This window comes from Pseudomonas sp. SG20052, assembly GCF_031766055.1.
GTDB lineage: Bacteria > Pseudomonadota > Gammaproteobacteria > Pseudomonadales > Pseudomonadaceae > Aquipseudomonas > Aquipseudomonas mandelii.
In genome coordinates this window covers 6,321,418-6,337,359 of sequence record NZ_CP134498.1, presented here as the reverse complement: position 1 = coordinate 6,337,359, position 15,942 = coordinate 6,321,418, and the positions used below count along the sequence as shown (strand labels likewise).

The 15,942-nt window shown below is 61.3% G+C and carries 17 protein-coding genes and 1 pseudogene; 13 read left to right on the top strand and 5 right to left on the bottom strand.

Features of this window, described 5'->3' with window-relative positions; translation table 11 throughout:
* Positions 1-85 precede the first annotated feature (85 nt).
* Positions 86-367 (bottom strand): annotated as a pseudogene (locus RHP74_RS29155) (DUF6124 family protein); the annotation flags it as partial.
* A 404-nt stretch (positions 368-771) separates the two neighbouring features.
* Here RHP74_RS29155 and mdcA point away from each other — a divergent pair.
* The 9 genes from mdcA to madM all read left to right on the top strand — a co-directional run bounded on the left by mdcA (position 772) and on the right by madM (position 7,983).
* Positions 772-2,442 carry a malonate decarboxylase subunit alpha gene (gene mdcA / locus RHP74_RS29150; protein ID WP_010466882.1) on the top strand — a complete coding sequence of 557 codons (1,671 nt, stop codon included), beginning with the start codon at positions 772-774 and terminating at the stop codon, positions 2,440-2,442.
* Positions 2,442-3,299 carry a triphosphoribosyl-dephospho-CoA synthase gene (locus RHP74_RS29145; protein WP_311096813.1) on the top strand — a complete coding sequence of 286 codons (858 nt, stop codon included), beginning with the start codon at positions 2,442-2,444 and terminating at the stop codon, positions 3,297-3,299. The genes mdcA and RHP74_RS29145 overlap by 1 nt, the downstream gene beginning before the upstream one ends.
* Positions 3,299-3,598: a malonate decarboxylase subunit delta gene (locus RHP74_RS29140; RefSeq protein WP_311096812.1), complete on the top strand. Its 300-nt coding sequence runs from the start codon at positions 3,299-3,301 to the stop codon at positions 3,596-3,598. Before RHP74_RS29145 ends, RHP74_RS29140 begins: the two co-directional genes overlap by 1 nt.
* Positions 3,591-4,442 (top strand): biotin-independent malonate decarboxylase subunit beta, encoded by an 852-nt coding sequence (locus RHP74_RS29135; RefSeq protein WP_102594549.1) that lies wholly within the window; start codon positions 3,591-3,593, stop codon positions 4,440-4,442. The genes RHP74_RS29140 and RHP74_RS29135 overlap by 8 nt, the downstream gene beginning before the upstream one ends.
* A complete protein-coding gene (gene mdcE / locus RHP74_RS29130; RefSeq protein WP_311096811.1) occupies positions 4,439-5,242 on the top strand; it encodes a biotin-independent malonate decarboxylase subunit gamma in 804 nt (267 codons plus the stop codon). Before RHP74_RS29135 ends, mdcE begins: the two co-directional genes overlap by 4 nt.
* A complete protein-coding gene (locus RHP74_RS29125; RefSeq protein WP_311096810.1) occupies positions 5,236-5,847 on the top strand; it encodes a malonate decarboxylase holo-ACP synthase in 612 nt (203 codons plus the stop codon). The genes mdcE and RHP74_RS29125 overlap by 7 nt, the downstream gene beginning before the upstream one ends.
* Entirely contained in the window at positions 5,844-6,755 is a 912-nt protein-coding gene (mdcH, locus tag RHP74_RS29120) for a malonate decarboxylase subunit epsilon (protein WP_311096809.1), read from the top strand. The genes RHP74_RS29125 and mdcH overlap by 4 nt, the downstream gene beginning before the upstream one ends.
* Positions 6,756-6,820: 65 nt before the next feature.
* Positions 6,821-7,213, top strand: a complete 393-nt coding sequence (gene madL, locus RHP74_RS29115; RefSeq protein ID WP_010466888.1) for a malonate transporter subunit MadL — start codon at positions 6,821-6,823, stop codon at positions 7,211-7,213.
* A 5-nt stretch (positions 7,214-7,218) separates the two neighbouring features.
* Positions 7,219-7,983, top strand: coding sequence for a malonate transporter subunit MadM (gene madM, locus RHP74_RS29110; RefSeq protein WP_311096808.1), 765 nt, complete (start codon positions 7,219-7,221; stop codon positions 7,981-7,983).
* An 85-nt stretch (positions 7,984-8,068) separates the two neighbouring features.
* On the opposite strand, the gene RHP74_RS29105 is transcribed toward madM, so the two are convergent.
* On the bottom strand, positions 8,069-8,983 hold the full coding sequence (locus RHP74_RS29105) for a LysR substrate-binding domain-containing protein (protein ID WP_077747236.1): 915 nt from the start codon (positions 8,981-8,983) through the stop codon (positions 8,069-8,071).
* Positions 8,984-9,112: 129 nt separating this feature from the next.
* Between RHP74_RS29105 and trhA the strand changes: the two genes are divergently transcribed.
* Positions 9,113-9,730, top strand: a complete 618-nt coding sequence (gene trhA, locus RHP74_RS29100; RefSeq protein WP_010466891.1) for a PAQR family membrane homeostasis protein TrhA — start codon at positions 9,113-9,115, stop codon at positions 9,728-9,730.
* 113 nt (positions 9,731-9,843) lie between these two features.
* On the opposite strand, the gene RHP74_RS29090 is transcribed toward trhA, so the two are convergent.
* Positions 9,844-10,752, bottom strand: coding sequence for a LysR family transcriptional regulator (locus RHP74_RS29090; RefSeq protein ID WP_077747237.1), 909 nt, complete (start codon positions 10,750-10,752; stop codon positions 9,844-9,846).
* A 107-nt stretch (positions 10,753-10,859) separates the two neighbouring features.
* Between RHP74_RS29090 and RHP74_RS29085 the strand changes: the two genes are divergently transcribed.
* The 3 genes from RHP74_RS29085 to RHP74_RS29075 are packed head-to-tail and all read left to right on the top strand — an operon-like array spanning position 10,860 to position 13,400.
* Positions 10,860-12,101 carry a D-amino acid dehydrogenase gene (locus RHP74_RS29085; RefSeq protein WP_145306749.1) on the top strand — a complete coding sequence of 414 codons (1,242 nt, stop codon included), beginning with the start codon at positions 10,860-10,862 and terminating at the stop codon, positions 12,099-12,101.
* 18 nt (positions 12,102-12,119) lie between these two features.
* Complete coding sequence (locus RHP74_RS29080; protein WP_010466895.1) at positions 12,120-12,470, top strand: RidA family protein; 351 nt, start codon at positions 12,120-12,122, stop codon at positions 12,468-12,470.
* A gap of 27 nt (positions 12,471-12,497) precedes the next feature.
* Positions 12,498-13,400, top strand: coding sequence for a transporter substrate-binding domain-containing protein (locus tag RHP74_RS29075; protein WP_017341248.1), 903 nt, complete (start codon positions 12,498-12,500; stop codon positions 13,398-13,400).
* A gap of 116 nt (positions 13,401-13,516) precedes the next feature.
* Here the strand turns inward: RHP74_RS29075 and RHP74_RS29070 are convergent, their stop codons facing one another.
* On the bottom strand, positions 13,517-14,236 hold the full coding sequence (locus RHP74_RS29070) for a 16S rRNA (uracil(1498)-N(3))-methyltransferase (protein WP_010466899.1): 720 nt from the start codon (positions 14,234-14,236) through the stop codon (positions 13,517-13,519).
* A 195-nt stretch (positions 14,237-14,431) separates the two neighbouring features.
* The gene (locus tag RHP74_RS29065) at positions 14,432-15,838 is read right to left on the bottom strand and encodes an adenosylmethionine--8-amino-7-oxononanoate transaminase (RefSeq protein WP_154912934.1); all 1,407 of its coding nucleotides are present in this window, start codon (positions 15,836-15,838) and stop codon (positions 14,432-14,434) included.
* Positions 15,839-15,942: the final 104 nt, after the last annotated feature.

Here is a 15,942-nt window from a genome sequence, read left to right as displayed (position 1 = left end):
CCTCGCTCCTACAAGGACTGCGCCAAACCTGTAGGAGCGAGGCTTGCCCGCGAAGGCGGCCTTCACCTTACCGAATACTTCACGGCAAACCCCGGCCCGAGCCTTCCACATCGTCCGCCAGATCGGCAGCAATGGCGCTGATGGACAGCAAGTCTTCGGAAGCATTGGCCAGCAAGGCTTCGGTGTCGATGTCGGGGCATACAGTGAAGAGCCGGGACTTATTACGGCGCCTCGACGTTTTTTCGTGAGCAGGGGGAAAGTAATAGGAGAAGACGCGGTCGGCAGCTTCTTTAAGTTTCTCGGCTTCAAGGGACGCTTGGGAATCGATGTCAGAGTTATCTGCTGGGTTGGTCGTTACCTTGGACATAATGAGTTTCCGATTACAGATTGGCGAGCGGCTTCCGGCATTGCTGTAGGCTGCGACGCCAGGCCACGTAGCCGCTAACCCTTCCTTCGGACAAACTTTTAAACACAAACCCACCGCTAGGCTGGCGAAGGTTGAAGATTCCCAAAAAGGGACTGATCGGTCCTTTTTTGGGACTGATGATCGTTCTCACGCTCCGCGTGGGAATGCAGCCCGGGACGCTCCGCGTCCCATTCGGGAGCTGGAACGCGGAGCGTCCCTTGAGGCATTCCCACGCAGAGCGTGGGATCGATCGGGTCGGTGTGGATCGTTACGGTGATCGTAACGATCCGTCTCTGTGCTTGATTGATGCTCCCCACCCAACCCTCCTAAGGTGACTCCCACGACAGCGAACCCGTGGAGTGGTCATGACAACAACAATATCCCCCGACTCGCGATGGACGCGGCGGCGCAGCGAAAAGCAGCGGCGTCTCGAATTGGTGCGGGGTCTGGCCGACGGTGTGGTCCTGCCCACCGACAACATCGTCGCGGCACTGGAAGCTCTGATCCTGCCCGGCGACCGCGTGGTGCTGGAAGGCAATAACCAGAAGCAGGCGGATTTCCTGTCTCGCTCCCTGGCCAAGGCCGATCCCGCCAAGCTGCATGATTTGCACATGATCATGCCCAGCGTCGGCCGCTCCGAGCACCTGGACCTGTTCGAGCGCGGCATCGCCCGCAAGCTCGACTTCTCCTTCGCCGGCACCCAGAGCCTGCGCATCAGCCAGTTACTGGAAGACGGCCTGCTGGAAATCGGTGCGATCCATACCTACATCGAGCTCTATGCGCGGCTGGTGGTCGACCTGATTCCCAACGTCGTGCTCTCGGCCGGTTTCATGGCCGACCGCGCTGGCAACATCTACACCGGCCCGAGCACCGAAGACACCCCCGCCTTGATCGAGCCGGCCGCCTTCAGCGACGGCATTGTCATCGTCCAGGTCAACCAACTGGTGGACGATGTCAGCGACCTGCCACGCGTCGACATTCCCGCATCCTGGGTCGATTTCGTGGTGGTGGCGGACAAGCCGTTCTACATCGAACCGCTGTTCACCCGCGACCCACGGCACATCAAGCCTGTGCACGTGCTGATGGCGATGATGGCGATCCGTGGGATCTACGAAAAACACAACGTTCAGTCGCTGAACCACGGCATCGGTTTCAACACCGCCGCTATCGAATTGATCCTGCCGACCTACGGCGAATCCCTAGGCCTGAAGGGCAAGATCTGCCGCAACTGGACGCTCAATCCGCACCCGACGCTGATCCCGGCGATTGAAAGCGGCTGGGTCGAAAGCGTGCATTGCTTCGGCACAGAACTGGGCATGGAAAACTACATCGCCGCTCGGCCGGACGTGTTCTTCACCGGGCGCGACGGCTCTCTGCGATCCAACCGGATGTTCTGCCAACTCGCCGGGCAATACGCGGTGGACCTGTTCATCGGCGCAACCCTGCAAGTCGATGGCGACGGCCATTCTTCCACCGTGACCCGTGGGCGCCTGGCCGGTTTCGGCGGCGCGCCGAACATGGGCCACGACCCGCGCGGTCGCCGTCATAGCACGCCGGCCTGGCTCGACATGCGCCATGACGACGCGCCCGAAGCCTTGCTCGAGCGCGGCAAAAAACTCGTGGTGCAAATGGTCGAGACCTTCCAGGAGGGCGGCAAACCGACCTTCGTCGAAACCCTCGATGCAATAGAAGTGGCGAAGAAAAGCGGCATGCCGCTGGCGCCGATCATGGTCTACGGCGACGACGTCACCCACTTGCTGACCGAAGAAGGCATCGCCTATTTGTACAAGGCCCGTTCGCTGGAAGAACGTCAGGCGATGATCGCCGCCGTCGCCGGAGTGACCGCCATTGGCCTGCGCCACAACCCGAAAGACACCGCACGCATGCGCCGCGAAGGCTTGATCGCCTTGCCGGAAGACCTCGGCATCCGCCGTACCGACGCCACCCGCGAATTGCTCGCGGCCAAGAGCGTGGCTGATCTGGTCGAGTGGTCCGGTGGCCTCTACAACCCGCCCGCCAAGTTCAGGAGCTGGTAATGCACGCATTCAACCTGCAACCGAAAACGCTTTCCCTGGCTGAACGGCTGGCGGACCTGGCGGTGGACGCATTGATCGACGAAGCGGACCTGTCGCCGAAACCGGCGTTGGTCGACCGTCGTGGCAATGGCGCTCATACCGATTTGCACCTCGGGCTGATGCACGCCTCGGCGCTGTCGCTGTGGCCTGCATTCAAGGAAATGGCGCAAGCGGCCATTGAATCTGGCGAAGTCGGTGTGCCGCTGCGTGAAGCCGTTGGACGGATCGGTCGGGAAGGGGAGCAAGCGATGCTCGCCACGACGGCTGGCGTGAACACCCATCGCGGGGCGATCTGGGCCTTGGGTCTTTTGGTCACGGCCTGCGCGCTTGAGCCTGAATCCAGTGCCGCAGGCCCGATTGCTTTGCGTGCTGCCCGACTCGCGTTAATCGACGACCGTTACGCACCACGTCCACTCAGCCATGGCGCCCAGGTTGCCCAACGCTACGGCGCTCGCGGTGCCCGTGAAGAAGCCCAACTCGGCTTTCCTTCGGTTCTGCAACGCGCACTGCCACAACTCAAACGCAGCCGCGCCTTGGGCCATGGCGAGCAGAACGCCCGGCTCGACGGCTTGCTCGCAATCATGACGAACCTGGCCGACACCTGCGTGCTCTACCGCGCCGGCGAACACGGCCTGCAAACCATGCAGCTTGGTGCCCAAGCGGTACTCGATGCGGGCGGCAGCGCCAGCCTCGCCGGTCGCCGCCGTCTGCACGAATTGGACGAACAATTAATCGCATTGAATGCGTCGCCCGGCGGTGCCGCGGATTTGCTCGCCGCCTGCCTGTTTATCGACCGCATCGAGTCGGGAGCTTTCTGATGGAAACCTTATCCTTTGAATTCCCCGCCGGGCAGCCGCCACGGGGCCGCACGCTGGTGGGCTGTGTCGGTTCGGGCGATCTGGAAGTGCTGATCGAACCGGGTCAGGCTGGCAAATTGACGATCAAGGTGCAGACCTCGGTCAATGGCGCCGAACAACGCTGGCAGCACCTGTTTGCACGGATGTTCGACGGCCAGACACCACCAGCGATGGCCATTGATATCCACGATTTCGGCGCGACCCCCGGCGTGGTGCGCTTGCGTCTGGAACAAGGCTTTGAGGAGATCGATCATGACTGACAGTAAAGAACTCCTACACAAGCACAGCTTCGTCGAACTCGGCGCCCGGCAAAGGGCGAAAGCCTTGCTCGACCCTGGCACCTTCCGCGAATTGCTCGACCCGTTTCAACGCGTCATGTCGCCGTGGCTGTCGCGCCAGGGCGTGGTGCCGCAAGCCGATGACGGCGTGGTGATCGCCAAGGGCAGCATCGGTGGATTGCCGGTGGTGATCGCCGCCATCGAAGGTGCATTTCAGGGCGGCAGCCTCGGTGAGGTCGGCGGGGCGAAGATTGCCGGTGCGCTGGAACTCGCCGCCGAAGACAACCGCAATGGCATTCCCACTCGCGCCGTGTTGCTGCTGGAAACCGGCGGCGTGCGTTTGCAGGAAGCCAATCTTGGGCTGGCGGCGATTGCCGATATTCATGCGGCGATTGTCGACCTGCGCCAATACCAGCCGGTTATCGGTGTAGTCGCCGGCAGCGTGGGTTGCTTTGGCGGGATGTCGATTGCCGCCGGGTTGTGCAGCTATTTGCTGGTGACTCAGGAAGCGCGGCTTGGCCTCAACGGTCCGCAAGTGATCGAACAGGAAGCCGGGCTTGAGGAATACGACTCCCGCGACCGTCCTTTCATCTGGAGCCTGACCGGTGGCGAGCAGCGTTTTGCCAGTGGTTTGGTAGACCGTTATGTGGCCGACGATGTGGCGCAGATCCAGCAGCAGGTCGGTGAGTTACTCAAGCAAGGTTTGCCGGCACAACAACGCAGCCGTCAGGCCGATCTGTTCCTGCAGCGGCTGGCCCGTCTGGACGCCGAACCGCAAATCGAGCCGTCAGTGGTTCGCGATCTGTATCAAGGAGAGCACTCATGAGTTCGTATTCCCTGAGAGGTTTGAACTGGTTCAACGCCTTGAGTGCGGGCGCGAAACAGGTCGAAGGTTTGCCCGCTTCGTTGAAGGTCGCCGACGGTGTATTGGGTGATCAGTCTGTACGGTTTATCGCGGTGGTGGCTGATCCCGACAACCGTTTCGTCCGCGCCCGCAATGGCGAGGTCGGTCTGCTGGAAGGTTGGGGCCTGGCCAAGGCGGTGGATGACGTCATCGCCGAAGACACGGATAAACCGCACAAACGCGCCTTGGTCGCCATCGTCGATGTGCCGAGCCAGGCTTACGGTCGGCGCGAAGAAGCGCTCGGCATTCATCAGGCCCTGGCGGGTGCGGCAGACAGTTATGCCCGCGCCCGGTTGGCCGGTCATGCGGTGATTGGCTTGCTGGTGGGCAAGGCGATGTCCGGGGCGTTTCTGGCCCATGGGTATCAGGCCAATCGCTTGATTGCCTTGCGTGATCCGGGCGTGATGGTCCATGCGATGGGCAAGGCATCGGCAGCGCGGGTGACGTTGCGCAGCGTCGAAGAACTCGAAGCCCTGGCTTCCAGCGTGCCGCCGATGGCTTATGACATCGACAGCTATGCGAGTCTGGGATTGCTTTGGGAAACCTTGTCGGTAGAGCAGATCGAGCAGCCGACAGCGGCGGATCTGGCGCGGGTGACTGAATGCCTGAACCTTGCCATTGGCGATGTCGCCACCAGCGGACGTGACTTGGGCAGCCGCTTGGGCGCGACCAACCGTGCGGCATCAAGCACCGTTCGCCAATTGCTGAGAGCGCAGTGGTGAATACGTTTCTGGCCCACGACCTGCTTTGGGGGATGACCCCGGAGCAGCTGCCGGTGGACGCGCCTGCATGGGCGATCGAGTCGGTCAGCGCAGGTCAGCCGGTGGTGGTTCGGCGTGCGTTGAGTGCGCCGGATTACATCGCGGTCGGGTTGCGTGGGCGGTTGCGTGAGCAGCGCTTTGCAACGGTGATGTCGATCGCTGCGATTGCTCGTCGCGTCAGACCGGAAGACCTTTGTCATGCCTTGATCGAGCGGGATTTGCCAGCAGTACGCGCCCTCAATTATTTGCGGCCGATGCTCGATGACTTCGGTTGGGCGTGGGGCGTCAGCGGCAGCGCCGGGTTTGAATTGGCCAGCGGTGTTCAAGCGTTGCACGAAGGCAGTGATCTCGACTTGATCCTGCGCACCCCGCAACCGTTGGATCGATTGAAAGCGCAGGCGCTGGTGAAGATTCTGGACACGGCTGCGTGCCAGGTAGACATGCAGTTGCAGACGCCTTTCGGTGCCGTCGCCCTGCGCGAATGGGCTGGTGCTGCCCGCCGGGTTTTGCTGAAAAACGCCCGTGAAGCCTGCCTGGTGATTGATCCTTGGGAGCAAGCAGCGTGAGCAGTTTGCTGGTGTTCCCAGGCCAGGGCGCGCAGCAACCGGGCATGCTCCACCGTTTGCCTCTCGAAACGGTGAATGAGGCCAGTGAAGTGCTGGGCGAAGACGTGTTGCGGCTGGATTGCGCCGAGGCGTTGAAATCGACAAGGGCCGTTCAGCTTTGCCTGTTGATTGCCGGCGTCGCGGCTTCACGCCAGTTATCAATGGCAGCGGATTACGTGGCGGGATTGTCCATCGGCGCCTACCCGGCAGCGGTGGCGGCGGGCGCCTTGAGCTTCAGCGATGCGCTGCATCTGGTCAGCCTGCGTGGTGAGCTGATGCAGCAGGCTTATCCTCAGGGCTACGGCATGACCGCGATCATCGGTCTGGATCTGGCGACAGTGGAAGGGTTGCTGGCGCAGGTTCACCGCGTCGATATGCCGGTTTACCTGGCCAATATCAATGCCGATAACCAAGTGGTCATTGCCGGCAGCGATGCGGCGATGAAAGCTGTCGCCGAACTGGCCCGAGGTCGCGGGGCAGGTCTGGCAAAACGATTGGCCGTCAGCGTGCCTTCCCATTGCCCGCTGCTGGAAGCTCCGGCGAAAACCCTGGCCGAAGCCTTCGCCAACGTACAACTGAAAACACCGACATTGAGTTACCTGAGCGGCAGCCGCGCCCGGCCCGTCATCAACACCGAAGCCTTGCGCGATGACCTGGCTTTCAACATGTGCCGCGTGGTGGATTGGCGCGGCACGGTGCAAAGCGCTTATGAGCGTGGCGTACGTCTACAGATCGAACTGCCGCCCGGTGCGGTGCTGACCGGGCTGGCGCGCCGGGTGTTCGAGCAGGGCACCGTCATTGCCTTCGACGGTGCTCGCCTCGATACCTTGCAGGCGCTGTTGCGTGAGGAGGGAAGCCGCCAACCCTAGACCACCGACTCAAGCCTTCGAACAACAAAAACAACATTCGACGATGCACTTTGAGGACAACAACAATGATTATTTATGGTGTGGCGTTTCTCGCCTTTTGTACCCTGGTGGGTATTTTTGTCGGTGAACTGCTCGGCAAGCTGATTGGCGTACCGGCCAACGTTGGCGGTGTAGGTATTGCGATGCTGCTGTTGATCGGCCTCGGCAGTTACCTGAATAAAAGTGGTTGGTTCAAAGGCAAGACAGAGCAGGGCGTGGAGTTCTGGAGCGCAATTTATATCCCGATCGTCGTCGCCATGGCGGCGCAACAAAACGTCTATGGCGCACTCAAGGGTGGGCCGATGGCGATTCTGGCGGGGACGGCAGCGGTGGTTATCGCCTTTGCCTTGGTGCCGGTGCTGGTACGCATCGGCAACAAGGAACCCGCCTCTGTCATTCCTCCGAAGACGGTAGGGTGATCGCCATGTACGAATCGATGATGAAGGTAATTACCGGTTACAGCCTGATCAGTGGCTTTCTGATTGTCGGCGTGACCATGTGGGTGTCCTACTGGATTTCCAATACGTTCACTAAAGGCCGCTTGCACGGCTCGGCCATCGCCATTTTGCTCGGCCTGTTGTTGTCGTATGTCGGTGGTGCGTTGACCGGTGGCCAGAAAGGCGTGGTGGACATCCCGTTGCTGTCCGGGATCGGCCTGCTGGGCGGTGCCATGTTGCGCGATTTCGCCATTGTGGCCACGGCGTTCGGCGTCAGTGTCGATGAGCTCAAACGTGCCGGTTTTGTCGGAGTACTGGCGTTGTTCGTCGGCGTCGGGACGTCGTTCATCGCGGGTGTCGCCGTGGCCATGGCCTTCGGATACACCGATGCGGTCAGCCTGACCACCATTGGTGCCGGGGCTGTGACGTATATCGTCGGTCCGGTGACCGGGGCTGCCATCGGTGCCAGTTCCGAGGTCATGGCGCTGTCGATTGCCGCAGGGTTGATCAAAGCCATTCTGGTGATGGTCATGACGCCGTTCGTGGCGCCGATGATTGGTCTGAACAACCCACGCAGTGCGGTGATCTTCGGGGGCTTGATGGGGACATCCAGCGGTGTGGCGGGCGGTTTGGCGGCCACGGATCCGAAACTGGTGCCTTATGGTTGCCTGACCGCCGCGTTCTACACGGCATTGGGCTGTTTACTCGGGCCTTCGTTGCTGTTTCTGATCATGCGCGGATTAATGGGCTGATGCGCTAGAGGGTAAGCCACGCGCCCACAGGATCTGCGCAATGCCTGTAGGAGCGAGGCTTGCCCGCGAAGGGCGCGACAGGGTCTCAGGCCTGGCGATTGGCATACATCCGACACTCTGCTAACAACGCCAGCAGATTCGGATCGCGCTCTTTGGCTTTCAAAAACACCACGCCAATGTGCTGCTGCAACCGATACTTTTCCTGCAACGGAATCAGCTTCACACGGTTCTCATACACCGCCGCAATCCGCCCCGGCAGCAACGCATAACCCACCCCCGAGCTGACCATGCTCAGCAGGGTGAAGATGTCGTTGACCTGCATCGCCACCTTCGGCTCGAACCCCGCCTGCTTGAACACCCGGTTGCCGTCCTGATGCGTGGCAAACCCCTGAGTGAGTGTGATGAAAGTTTCGTCGCGCACTTCGGCCAGGTCGACTTCCGCCCGTTGGGCAAACTTCGAATCCGCTGGCGTGGCCAGGAAGATGTCATCGGAGAACAGTGGAATCTGCTCGCAGTCCGGGTCGTTGACGCTGTCGTCCAGGGACACCAGGATCGCGTCGACTTCCATGTTCTTGAGCTTGTACAGCAGGTCGAAATTCGAGCCGAGGATCAAATCGATGTTGAGCTCGCTGCGACGGATTTTCAGGCCCATGATCAGCTGCGGCACCGTCTTCACCGTCAGCGAATACAACGAACCGAGCTTGAAGCGTTCGGCGGAGAACCCGGCCGCTTCGCGGGTCAGGCGCACGGTTTCGACCACGTCCTGAATCAGCTTCTGGGCGCGCTCTTCCAGCACATAAGCGCTTTCCAGCGGTGTCAGGTTGCGGCCTTCATGCTTGAACAACGGGCAGCGCAAGGCGCTTTCCAGCGAGTGAATGGCGCGGTGCACGCTGACGTTGCTGGTCTGCAACTCGGCGGCGGCCCGGGCCAGGTTGCCGGTGCGCATGAAGGCGAGGAACACCTCGAGTTTTTTCAGGGTCAACTCTTCGTCGATCAGCATGGGCGTGACTCTTGGTCGAATGGCTCGATTGTGCACGTATGCGCGGATTTGTGATCTGAAACATTGCGCTTTTAAGCTCAAGGGCTGAGCCTTGCGCCATGTTGTAACGAATGTTGAGGTGGGCGACACATGTATCACGGGGAACGATTGAACGCCTGGACGCATTTGGTCGGTGCGGTGGCAGCGATGGTCGGGGTGGTGTGGATGCTGGTGATTGCCAGCATGGACGGCAGCCCGTGGAAGATTGTCAGCGTGGCGATTTACGGATTTACCTTGATGGTGCTTTACAGCGCATCGACCGTTTACCACAGCGTGCGCGGGCGCAAGAAAGCGATCATGCAGAAGGTCGATCACTTTTCGATCTACCTGCTGATTGCCGGCAGTTACACACCATTCTGTCTTGTGACGCTACGCGGGCCGTGGGGCTGGACCTTGTTCGGAATTGTCTGGGGATTGGCGCTGATCGGCATCTTGCAAGAGATCAAACCGCGTTCGGAAGCGCGGATTCTGTCGATCGTGATCTACGCGGTGATGGGCTGGATCGTGCTGGTGGCGGTCAAGCCGCTACTGGCGGCGCTGGGCAGCACAGGTTTTGCCTGGCTGGCGTCGGGCGGCGTGTTGTACACCGTGGGCATTGTCTTTTTTGCGCTGGACAGTCGTTTGCGTCATGCCCACGGGATCTGGCATCTGTTCGTGATCGCCGGGAGTCTGCTGCACTTCGTGGCGATTATGTTTTATGTCTTGTAGATCGCACCGCAGCTATATGAAAAACCTGTGGGAGCGAGCCTGCTCGCGAAAGCGCCAGGTCAGTCGACATCATCGCTGACTGATCCACCGCATTCGCGAGCAGGCATGCTCCCTCAGGAACACAGGCGATCCAGTTGCGCCTGCGCCCGTCGGCTGAACACCTGCAACAAATCGCTCAAGGTATGGGGCGGCGGTTCGTCGGCGCGGGTGACCGCATACAACGTGATCGGTAACGCTGGCGCCAGAGGTCGAATCGCCGTGGTGGCGGGGGATGCGCCAAGCGCAGTAAACGGGTCGATCACCGCCAGCCCGGCACCGGATTCAACCATCGCCCGCGCCAGCGAATAGGTCTGCACGGCGATGCGAACCCGTGGTGGCGGCTCGACCGCCTCAAGGTAGCTGTCGAGCCTGGCCGCCAGCGGATCGGCGCTGGACAGGCCGATCAGCGGCGCGCCGGCCAGTTCGATCAAGGGTAATGGCTGGCCCAAGGCGTCGTCGGTCCAATAGCCCAACGGCGCCAGCGCCACCAACACCCCGCAGGCCAGGGGCTGCGCCTTCAGGCCCGGATGATCCGGCGGTTGCAAGGTCAGCGCGACATCCACTTCGCGCATCAATAAATTCTGCATCAACTCACGGCTGTGGGCGCTGGACAGCTCGCAGACAATGTCCGGGTAGCGTTGCGTCCACTCGTTGATGGCCGGCGGCAGCAGCGACAAGGCCAGCGCCGGGATCGCGCCGATCCTTACGCTGTGACCCGGCTCGCGACGCAGGCTCTGGGCCAGACGTCGCACGCCTTGCAGGCTTTCGGTGACTTTGTCGACTTCGCGCTCAAGCTCCAGCGCTTCGGGCGTGGCCTGCAATTTACCGCGCACCCGCAGAAATAACGGGAAGCCCAGTTGCTGCTCGGCGTGTTGCAGCACTTTGCTCACCGCCGGCTGCGACACGTGCAGCAACTGCGCGGCGCCACTGACCGAACCGGTCTGGCGGATGGCCTGGAAAATCTCGATGTGTCGCAGTCGCATGGCAAGTCCATAACCTTTGTTTATGGGTCAGGCATCTTTATGCATTGTTCAAGGTCTGTCACCTGGTCCTAACCTGAAGCCTGTTTCAACAACGGTTAAGGACAGACATGGCTCAGCGGGTTTGCATCATCGGTGGCGGCGTCATCGGCCTGACGACGGCTTACGCACTGGTTCGCGACGGCATCGACGTGACGCTGATCGAGGCCCGGGATTCGCTGGGTAGCGAGACCAGTTTCGCCAACGGCGGCCAGTTGTCCTACCGTTATGTCGCGCCACTGGCCGATGCCGGCGTGCCGTTGCAGGCGCTTGGCTGGATGCTGCGCGGTGACTCTCCGCTGAAGTTGCGTCCGCGCCTGGACCCGGCGCAATGGCGCTGGATGGGGTCCTTCCTGGCGGCGTGCCGTCGTTCTGTGAATCAGCGCAACGGCGCGCACCTGCTGCGTCTGGCGCTGCTGAGCCAGTCCACGCTGCAAGGCTGGCGGGACGAAGACCGTCTCGACGGCTTCGCTTGGCGGCGCAACGGCAAACTGGTGACGTTTCGTGAAGCCGCGAGTTTTGAGCATGCGCGCCATGGCCTGGCCGATCCGCAACAGCAGCACGTGCTGTCGCGTGCCGAATGCGCACAGTTGGAGCCTGCGCTTGCCGAGGCGCCGTTTGTGGGCGCGATTTATACGCCTGATGAAGAAGTCGCCGATTGCCATGCTTTCTGCCAGCAACTGCTGGCTCGGCTCCAGGCGTCGGGGCGTTGCGAGTTTTTGCTGGGACGCAAGGTCACCGGCATTCGCCACGCGGATGGCGCGGTGCAGGCTGTAGAAATGGGTTCGCACGTGCTGCCGGTCGAGCAACTGGTGATCGCCGCCGGTCATCGCAGTCCGGCGCTGGCGCTGCCCGGCATGCACCTGCCGCTGTATCCGCTCAAGGGCTACAGCCTGACCTTGCCCGTGCGCACCGAACATCGCGCGCCGGAGCTGAGCATCACCGATTACAACCGCAAGATCGTTTATGCCCGCATCGGTGATCAACTGCGCGTGGCGGCGATGGTCGACATCGTCGGTTTCGACCCGGCGCTCGACCCCAAACGTCTGGCGCTGATCAAGCGCCAGGCGCAGGAAACCTTACCCAATGCCGGCGATTACACCGCCGCCATCGAATGGGCCGGCATGCGCCCGGCCACCCCCAGCGGCGTGCCGTTGATCGGGGCCACGGCGTACCGCAACCTGTGGCTCAACCTGGGCCATGGCGCCCTGGGTTTTACCCTGGCTTGCGGCAGCGCCCGGTTGCTCAGCGAGTTGATCGCCCGGCGCGCACCCTCGATTGAAATGCAGGGCCTCGCCCCCCGCGTCGCCTGACTTGAAAAGGAAAAACCGATGAGCATCAACCGTATCAACAGCAACAGCCGGCTCTCTGGCGCGGTGACCTTTGGCGATCTGGTGTTTCTCTCGGGACAGGTTCCGGGTGACAGCCTCGACGTCACCGGCCAAACCGCCGAGGTGCTGGCGAAGATCGATGCGTTGCTGGCCGAAGCCGACAGCGACAAGGATCATCTGCTCAACGCGACCATTTACCTGAACGACATTGGCCGCGACTTTGCCGCCATGAATGAGGTCTGGTCGCAGTGGCTGTCACCGGGCAAAGCGCCAACCCGCACTACTTTGCAGGCGCAACTGGCCCGTCCCGAGGTCCTGGTGGAAATCACCGTGATCGCAGCGCGCCGCTAATCGCTCAACCCACAACGGAGAATAACAATGCAAAAAATCACGTTGATCGGCTGCACCCTCGGTCTGCTGCTCGCCAGTCAGGTCCAGGCCAACGAAACGCCACTGACCGGTACGCTGAACAAGGTTGCCAATGCCAAGAGCATCACGCTGGGCTATCGCGACGCGTCGGTGCCGTTCTCCTACGTGGGTGATCACACGGGGCAGCCGATGGGCTATTCGGTGGACCTGGCGAGCAAGATTGTCGAGCGCATCAAGCAAAAGCTTGAACTGCCGGATCTGCAGGTGAAGTACAACCTGGTGACCTCGCAAACGCGCATTCCGCTAGTGCAGAACGGCACGGTCGACCTTGAGTGCGGCTCCACCGGCGTGACCGCCGAGCGCATGCAGCAAGTGGCGTTTTCCTACGGGTTTATCTACGTGAAGGGTCAGTTGCTCACGGCGAAGGACAGCGGCATCAAGAGTTTCGCTGACCTGCGCGGCAAGAACGTCGTGACCACCGCGGGCACAACGAATGAACGGTTTCTGAAGAGTTACAACGTCGATCACAAGATCGATATGTTCGTGATCAGCGCCAAGGACCATGGCGAGGCTTTCCAGATGCTGCAGTCGGGTCGGGCGGCGGCGTTCTATATGGACGACGCGCTGCTCTATGGTGAACGAGCGAAGGCCCGCGATCCGCATAAGTGGGTGGTGGTGGGTGAGGAGCAGTCGCGGGAAATCTACAGTTGCATGGTGCGCAAGGATGATCCGCAGTTCCTGGCACTGGTCAACTCCACACTGGCTGACCTGTACAGCTCGGGCGAAATCAACGGCATCTACAATCGCTGGTTCCAACAGCCGATCCCGCCCAAAGGCTTGAACCTGGAATTCCCGATGACCAGCGAGCTGAAAGCCATCATCGCCAAACCGGTGAGTGATCCGGTGCAGTAGTTGCGGACAGATCGTTCCCACGCTCTGCGTGGGAATGCCTCTAGGGACGCTCTGCGTCCAGTGACGCGGAGCGTCACGGGCTGCATTCCCACGCGGAGCGTGGGAACGATCAGAACCTAGAAGTCGCCCCACAGTTGTTGCGCCACCGCTAACGCCACGACGGGTGCGGTTTCGGTGCGCAATACGCGAGGACCGAGGCGGGCGGCGTGAAAACCGCCAGCCTTGGCCTGCTCGACTTCAGCATCGGACAACCCGCCCTCAGGCCCGATCAGAAACGCCAAGGTTGTCGGTTTGGCATGACTCACCAACGGCTCAGCCACCGGATGCAGCACCAGTTTCAACTCGGCCTCGGTCTGCTTCAACCAGTCCGCCAGCAACAGCGGCGGATGAATCACTGGCACCCGTGAACGCCCGCATTGCTCGCACGCGCTGATCGCCACCTGGCGCCAGTGCATCAGGCGTTTGTCGGCGCGTTCATCCTTCAGGCGGACTTCACAGCGGTCGCTGAAGATCGGGGTGATTTCGGTGACGCCCAGTTCAGTGGCTTTCTGAATCGCCCAATCCATGCGCTCGCCTCGGGACAAGCCCTGGCCGAGGTGGATCTGCAAGGGCGACTCGATTTGCCCGGCGAAGCTTTCATCGATCTGCACGACGACGCGCTTCTTGCCGACCTCCACCAGCGTGGCCCGAAACTCATGGCCTGAGCCGTCGAACAATTGCAGCGCATCACCCTCGGCCATCCGCAGCACGCGGCTGATGTAATGGGCCTGGGCCTCGGGCAATTCGTGTTCGCCGGTGCTCAAGGGGGCGTCGATAAAGAAGCGGGACAGTCTCATCTTGGATCTCTGTAAAAGTCGAATATAGCAGCGTGCTCAATCAGCTTTTGTGGCGAGGGAGCTTGCTCCCGCTGGGTTGCGAAGCAGCCCCAAACCCGGCGACCGCGATTTGTCAGTTAAAACGCGCAAGCCGGAGTACGACCGCTTCGCAGCCGAGCGTGAGCAAGCTCCCTCGCCACAGGGTTTTTCGGTGACTCAGCCCGGATCGCGGAAGCCGGGGTGGAAGTCCTTCGGCACCGACACGCTGATGCCTTCACGGGTCGCGATGTCGATCCCTTCACTGGCCACTTCGGCCAGAAAATCGATCTGCTCCGGTGTAATCACATACGGCGGCAGGAAATACACCACGCTGCCCAACGGTCGAAGTAAAGCACCGCGCTCCAGCGCGTGCTGGAACACCTTCAAACCGCGACGCTCTTGCCACGGATAAGCTTCTTTTGTTGCCTTGTCCTTGACCATCTCGATGGCCAGCACCATGCCGGTCTGGCGCACTTCCGAAACGTTCGGGTGATCGGCCAGGTGCGCGGTCGCGCTGGCCATGCGCTGCGCCAATGCCTTGTTGTTCTCGATGACGTTGTCTTCTTCGAAGATATCCAGCGTCGCCAAAGCCGCCGCGCACGCCAGCGGGTTGCCGGTGTAGCTGTGCGAATGCAGGAAGGCGCGCAGGGTCGGGTAGTCGTCGTAGAACGCGCTGTAGACATCGTCGGTGGTGACGCAGGCCGCCAGCGGCAGGTAGCCGCCGGTCAGGGCCTTGGACAGGCAGAGGAAGTCCGGGCGGATGCCGGCCTGTTCACAGGCGAACATCGTCCCGGTGCGGCCGAAGCCGACGGCGATTTCGTCGTGGATCAGGTGTACGCCATAGCGATCACAGGCTTCGCGCAGCAGTTTGAGGTACACCGGGTGATACATGCGCATGCCGCCGGCACCCTGGATCAACGGCTCGACAATCACTGCCGCGACGGTGTCGTGGTTCTCGGCCAACGTCTGTTCCATGGCCGCGAACATGTTCCGCGAGTGTTCTTCCCAGCTCATGCCCTCGGGGCGCAAGTAGCAATCGGGGCTCGGCACCTTGATGGTGTCCAGCAGCAACGCCTTGTAGGTCTCGGTGAACAGCGGCACATCGCCCACCGACATCGCCGCCATGGTTTCGCCGTGGTAGCTGTTGGTCAGGGTGACAAAGCGCTTCTTGTTCGGCTGGCCGCGGTTGAGCCAGTAGTGAAAGCTCATTTTCAGCGCGACTTCGATGCAGGACGAACCGTTATCGGCGTAGAAGCACCGCGTCAGGCCTTCCGGCGTCATCTTCACCAGACGCTCCGACAGCTCGATCACCGGCTGATGGCTGAAACCGGCCAGAATCACGTGCTCCAGCTGATCGACCTGATCCTTGATGCGCTGGTTGATGCGCGGGTTGGCGTGGCCAAACACGTTGACCCACCAGGAGCTAACGGCGTCGAGGTAGCGTTTGCCTTCGAAGTCTTCCAGCCATACGCCTTCACCGCGCTTGATCGGGATCAGTGGCAGCTGTTCGTGGTCTTTCATCTGGGTGCAGGGATGCCACAACACCGCAAGATCGCGTTGCATCCACTGATTATTCAGGCCCATGTTCAGTCTCCTCGAGGCGGCTCGCTGGTTTCGCGGGCAAACAATCGCGCAAGCCTATGCAATGCATCGCACGGGGACAACCCATTGTGTCGATTGAGCTACTT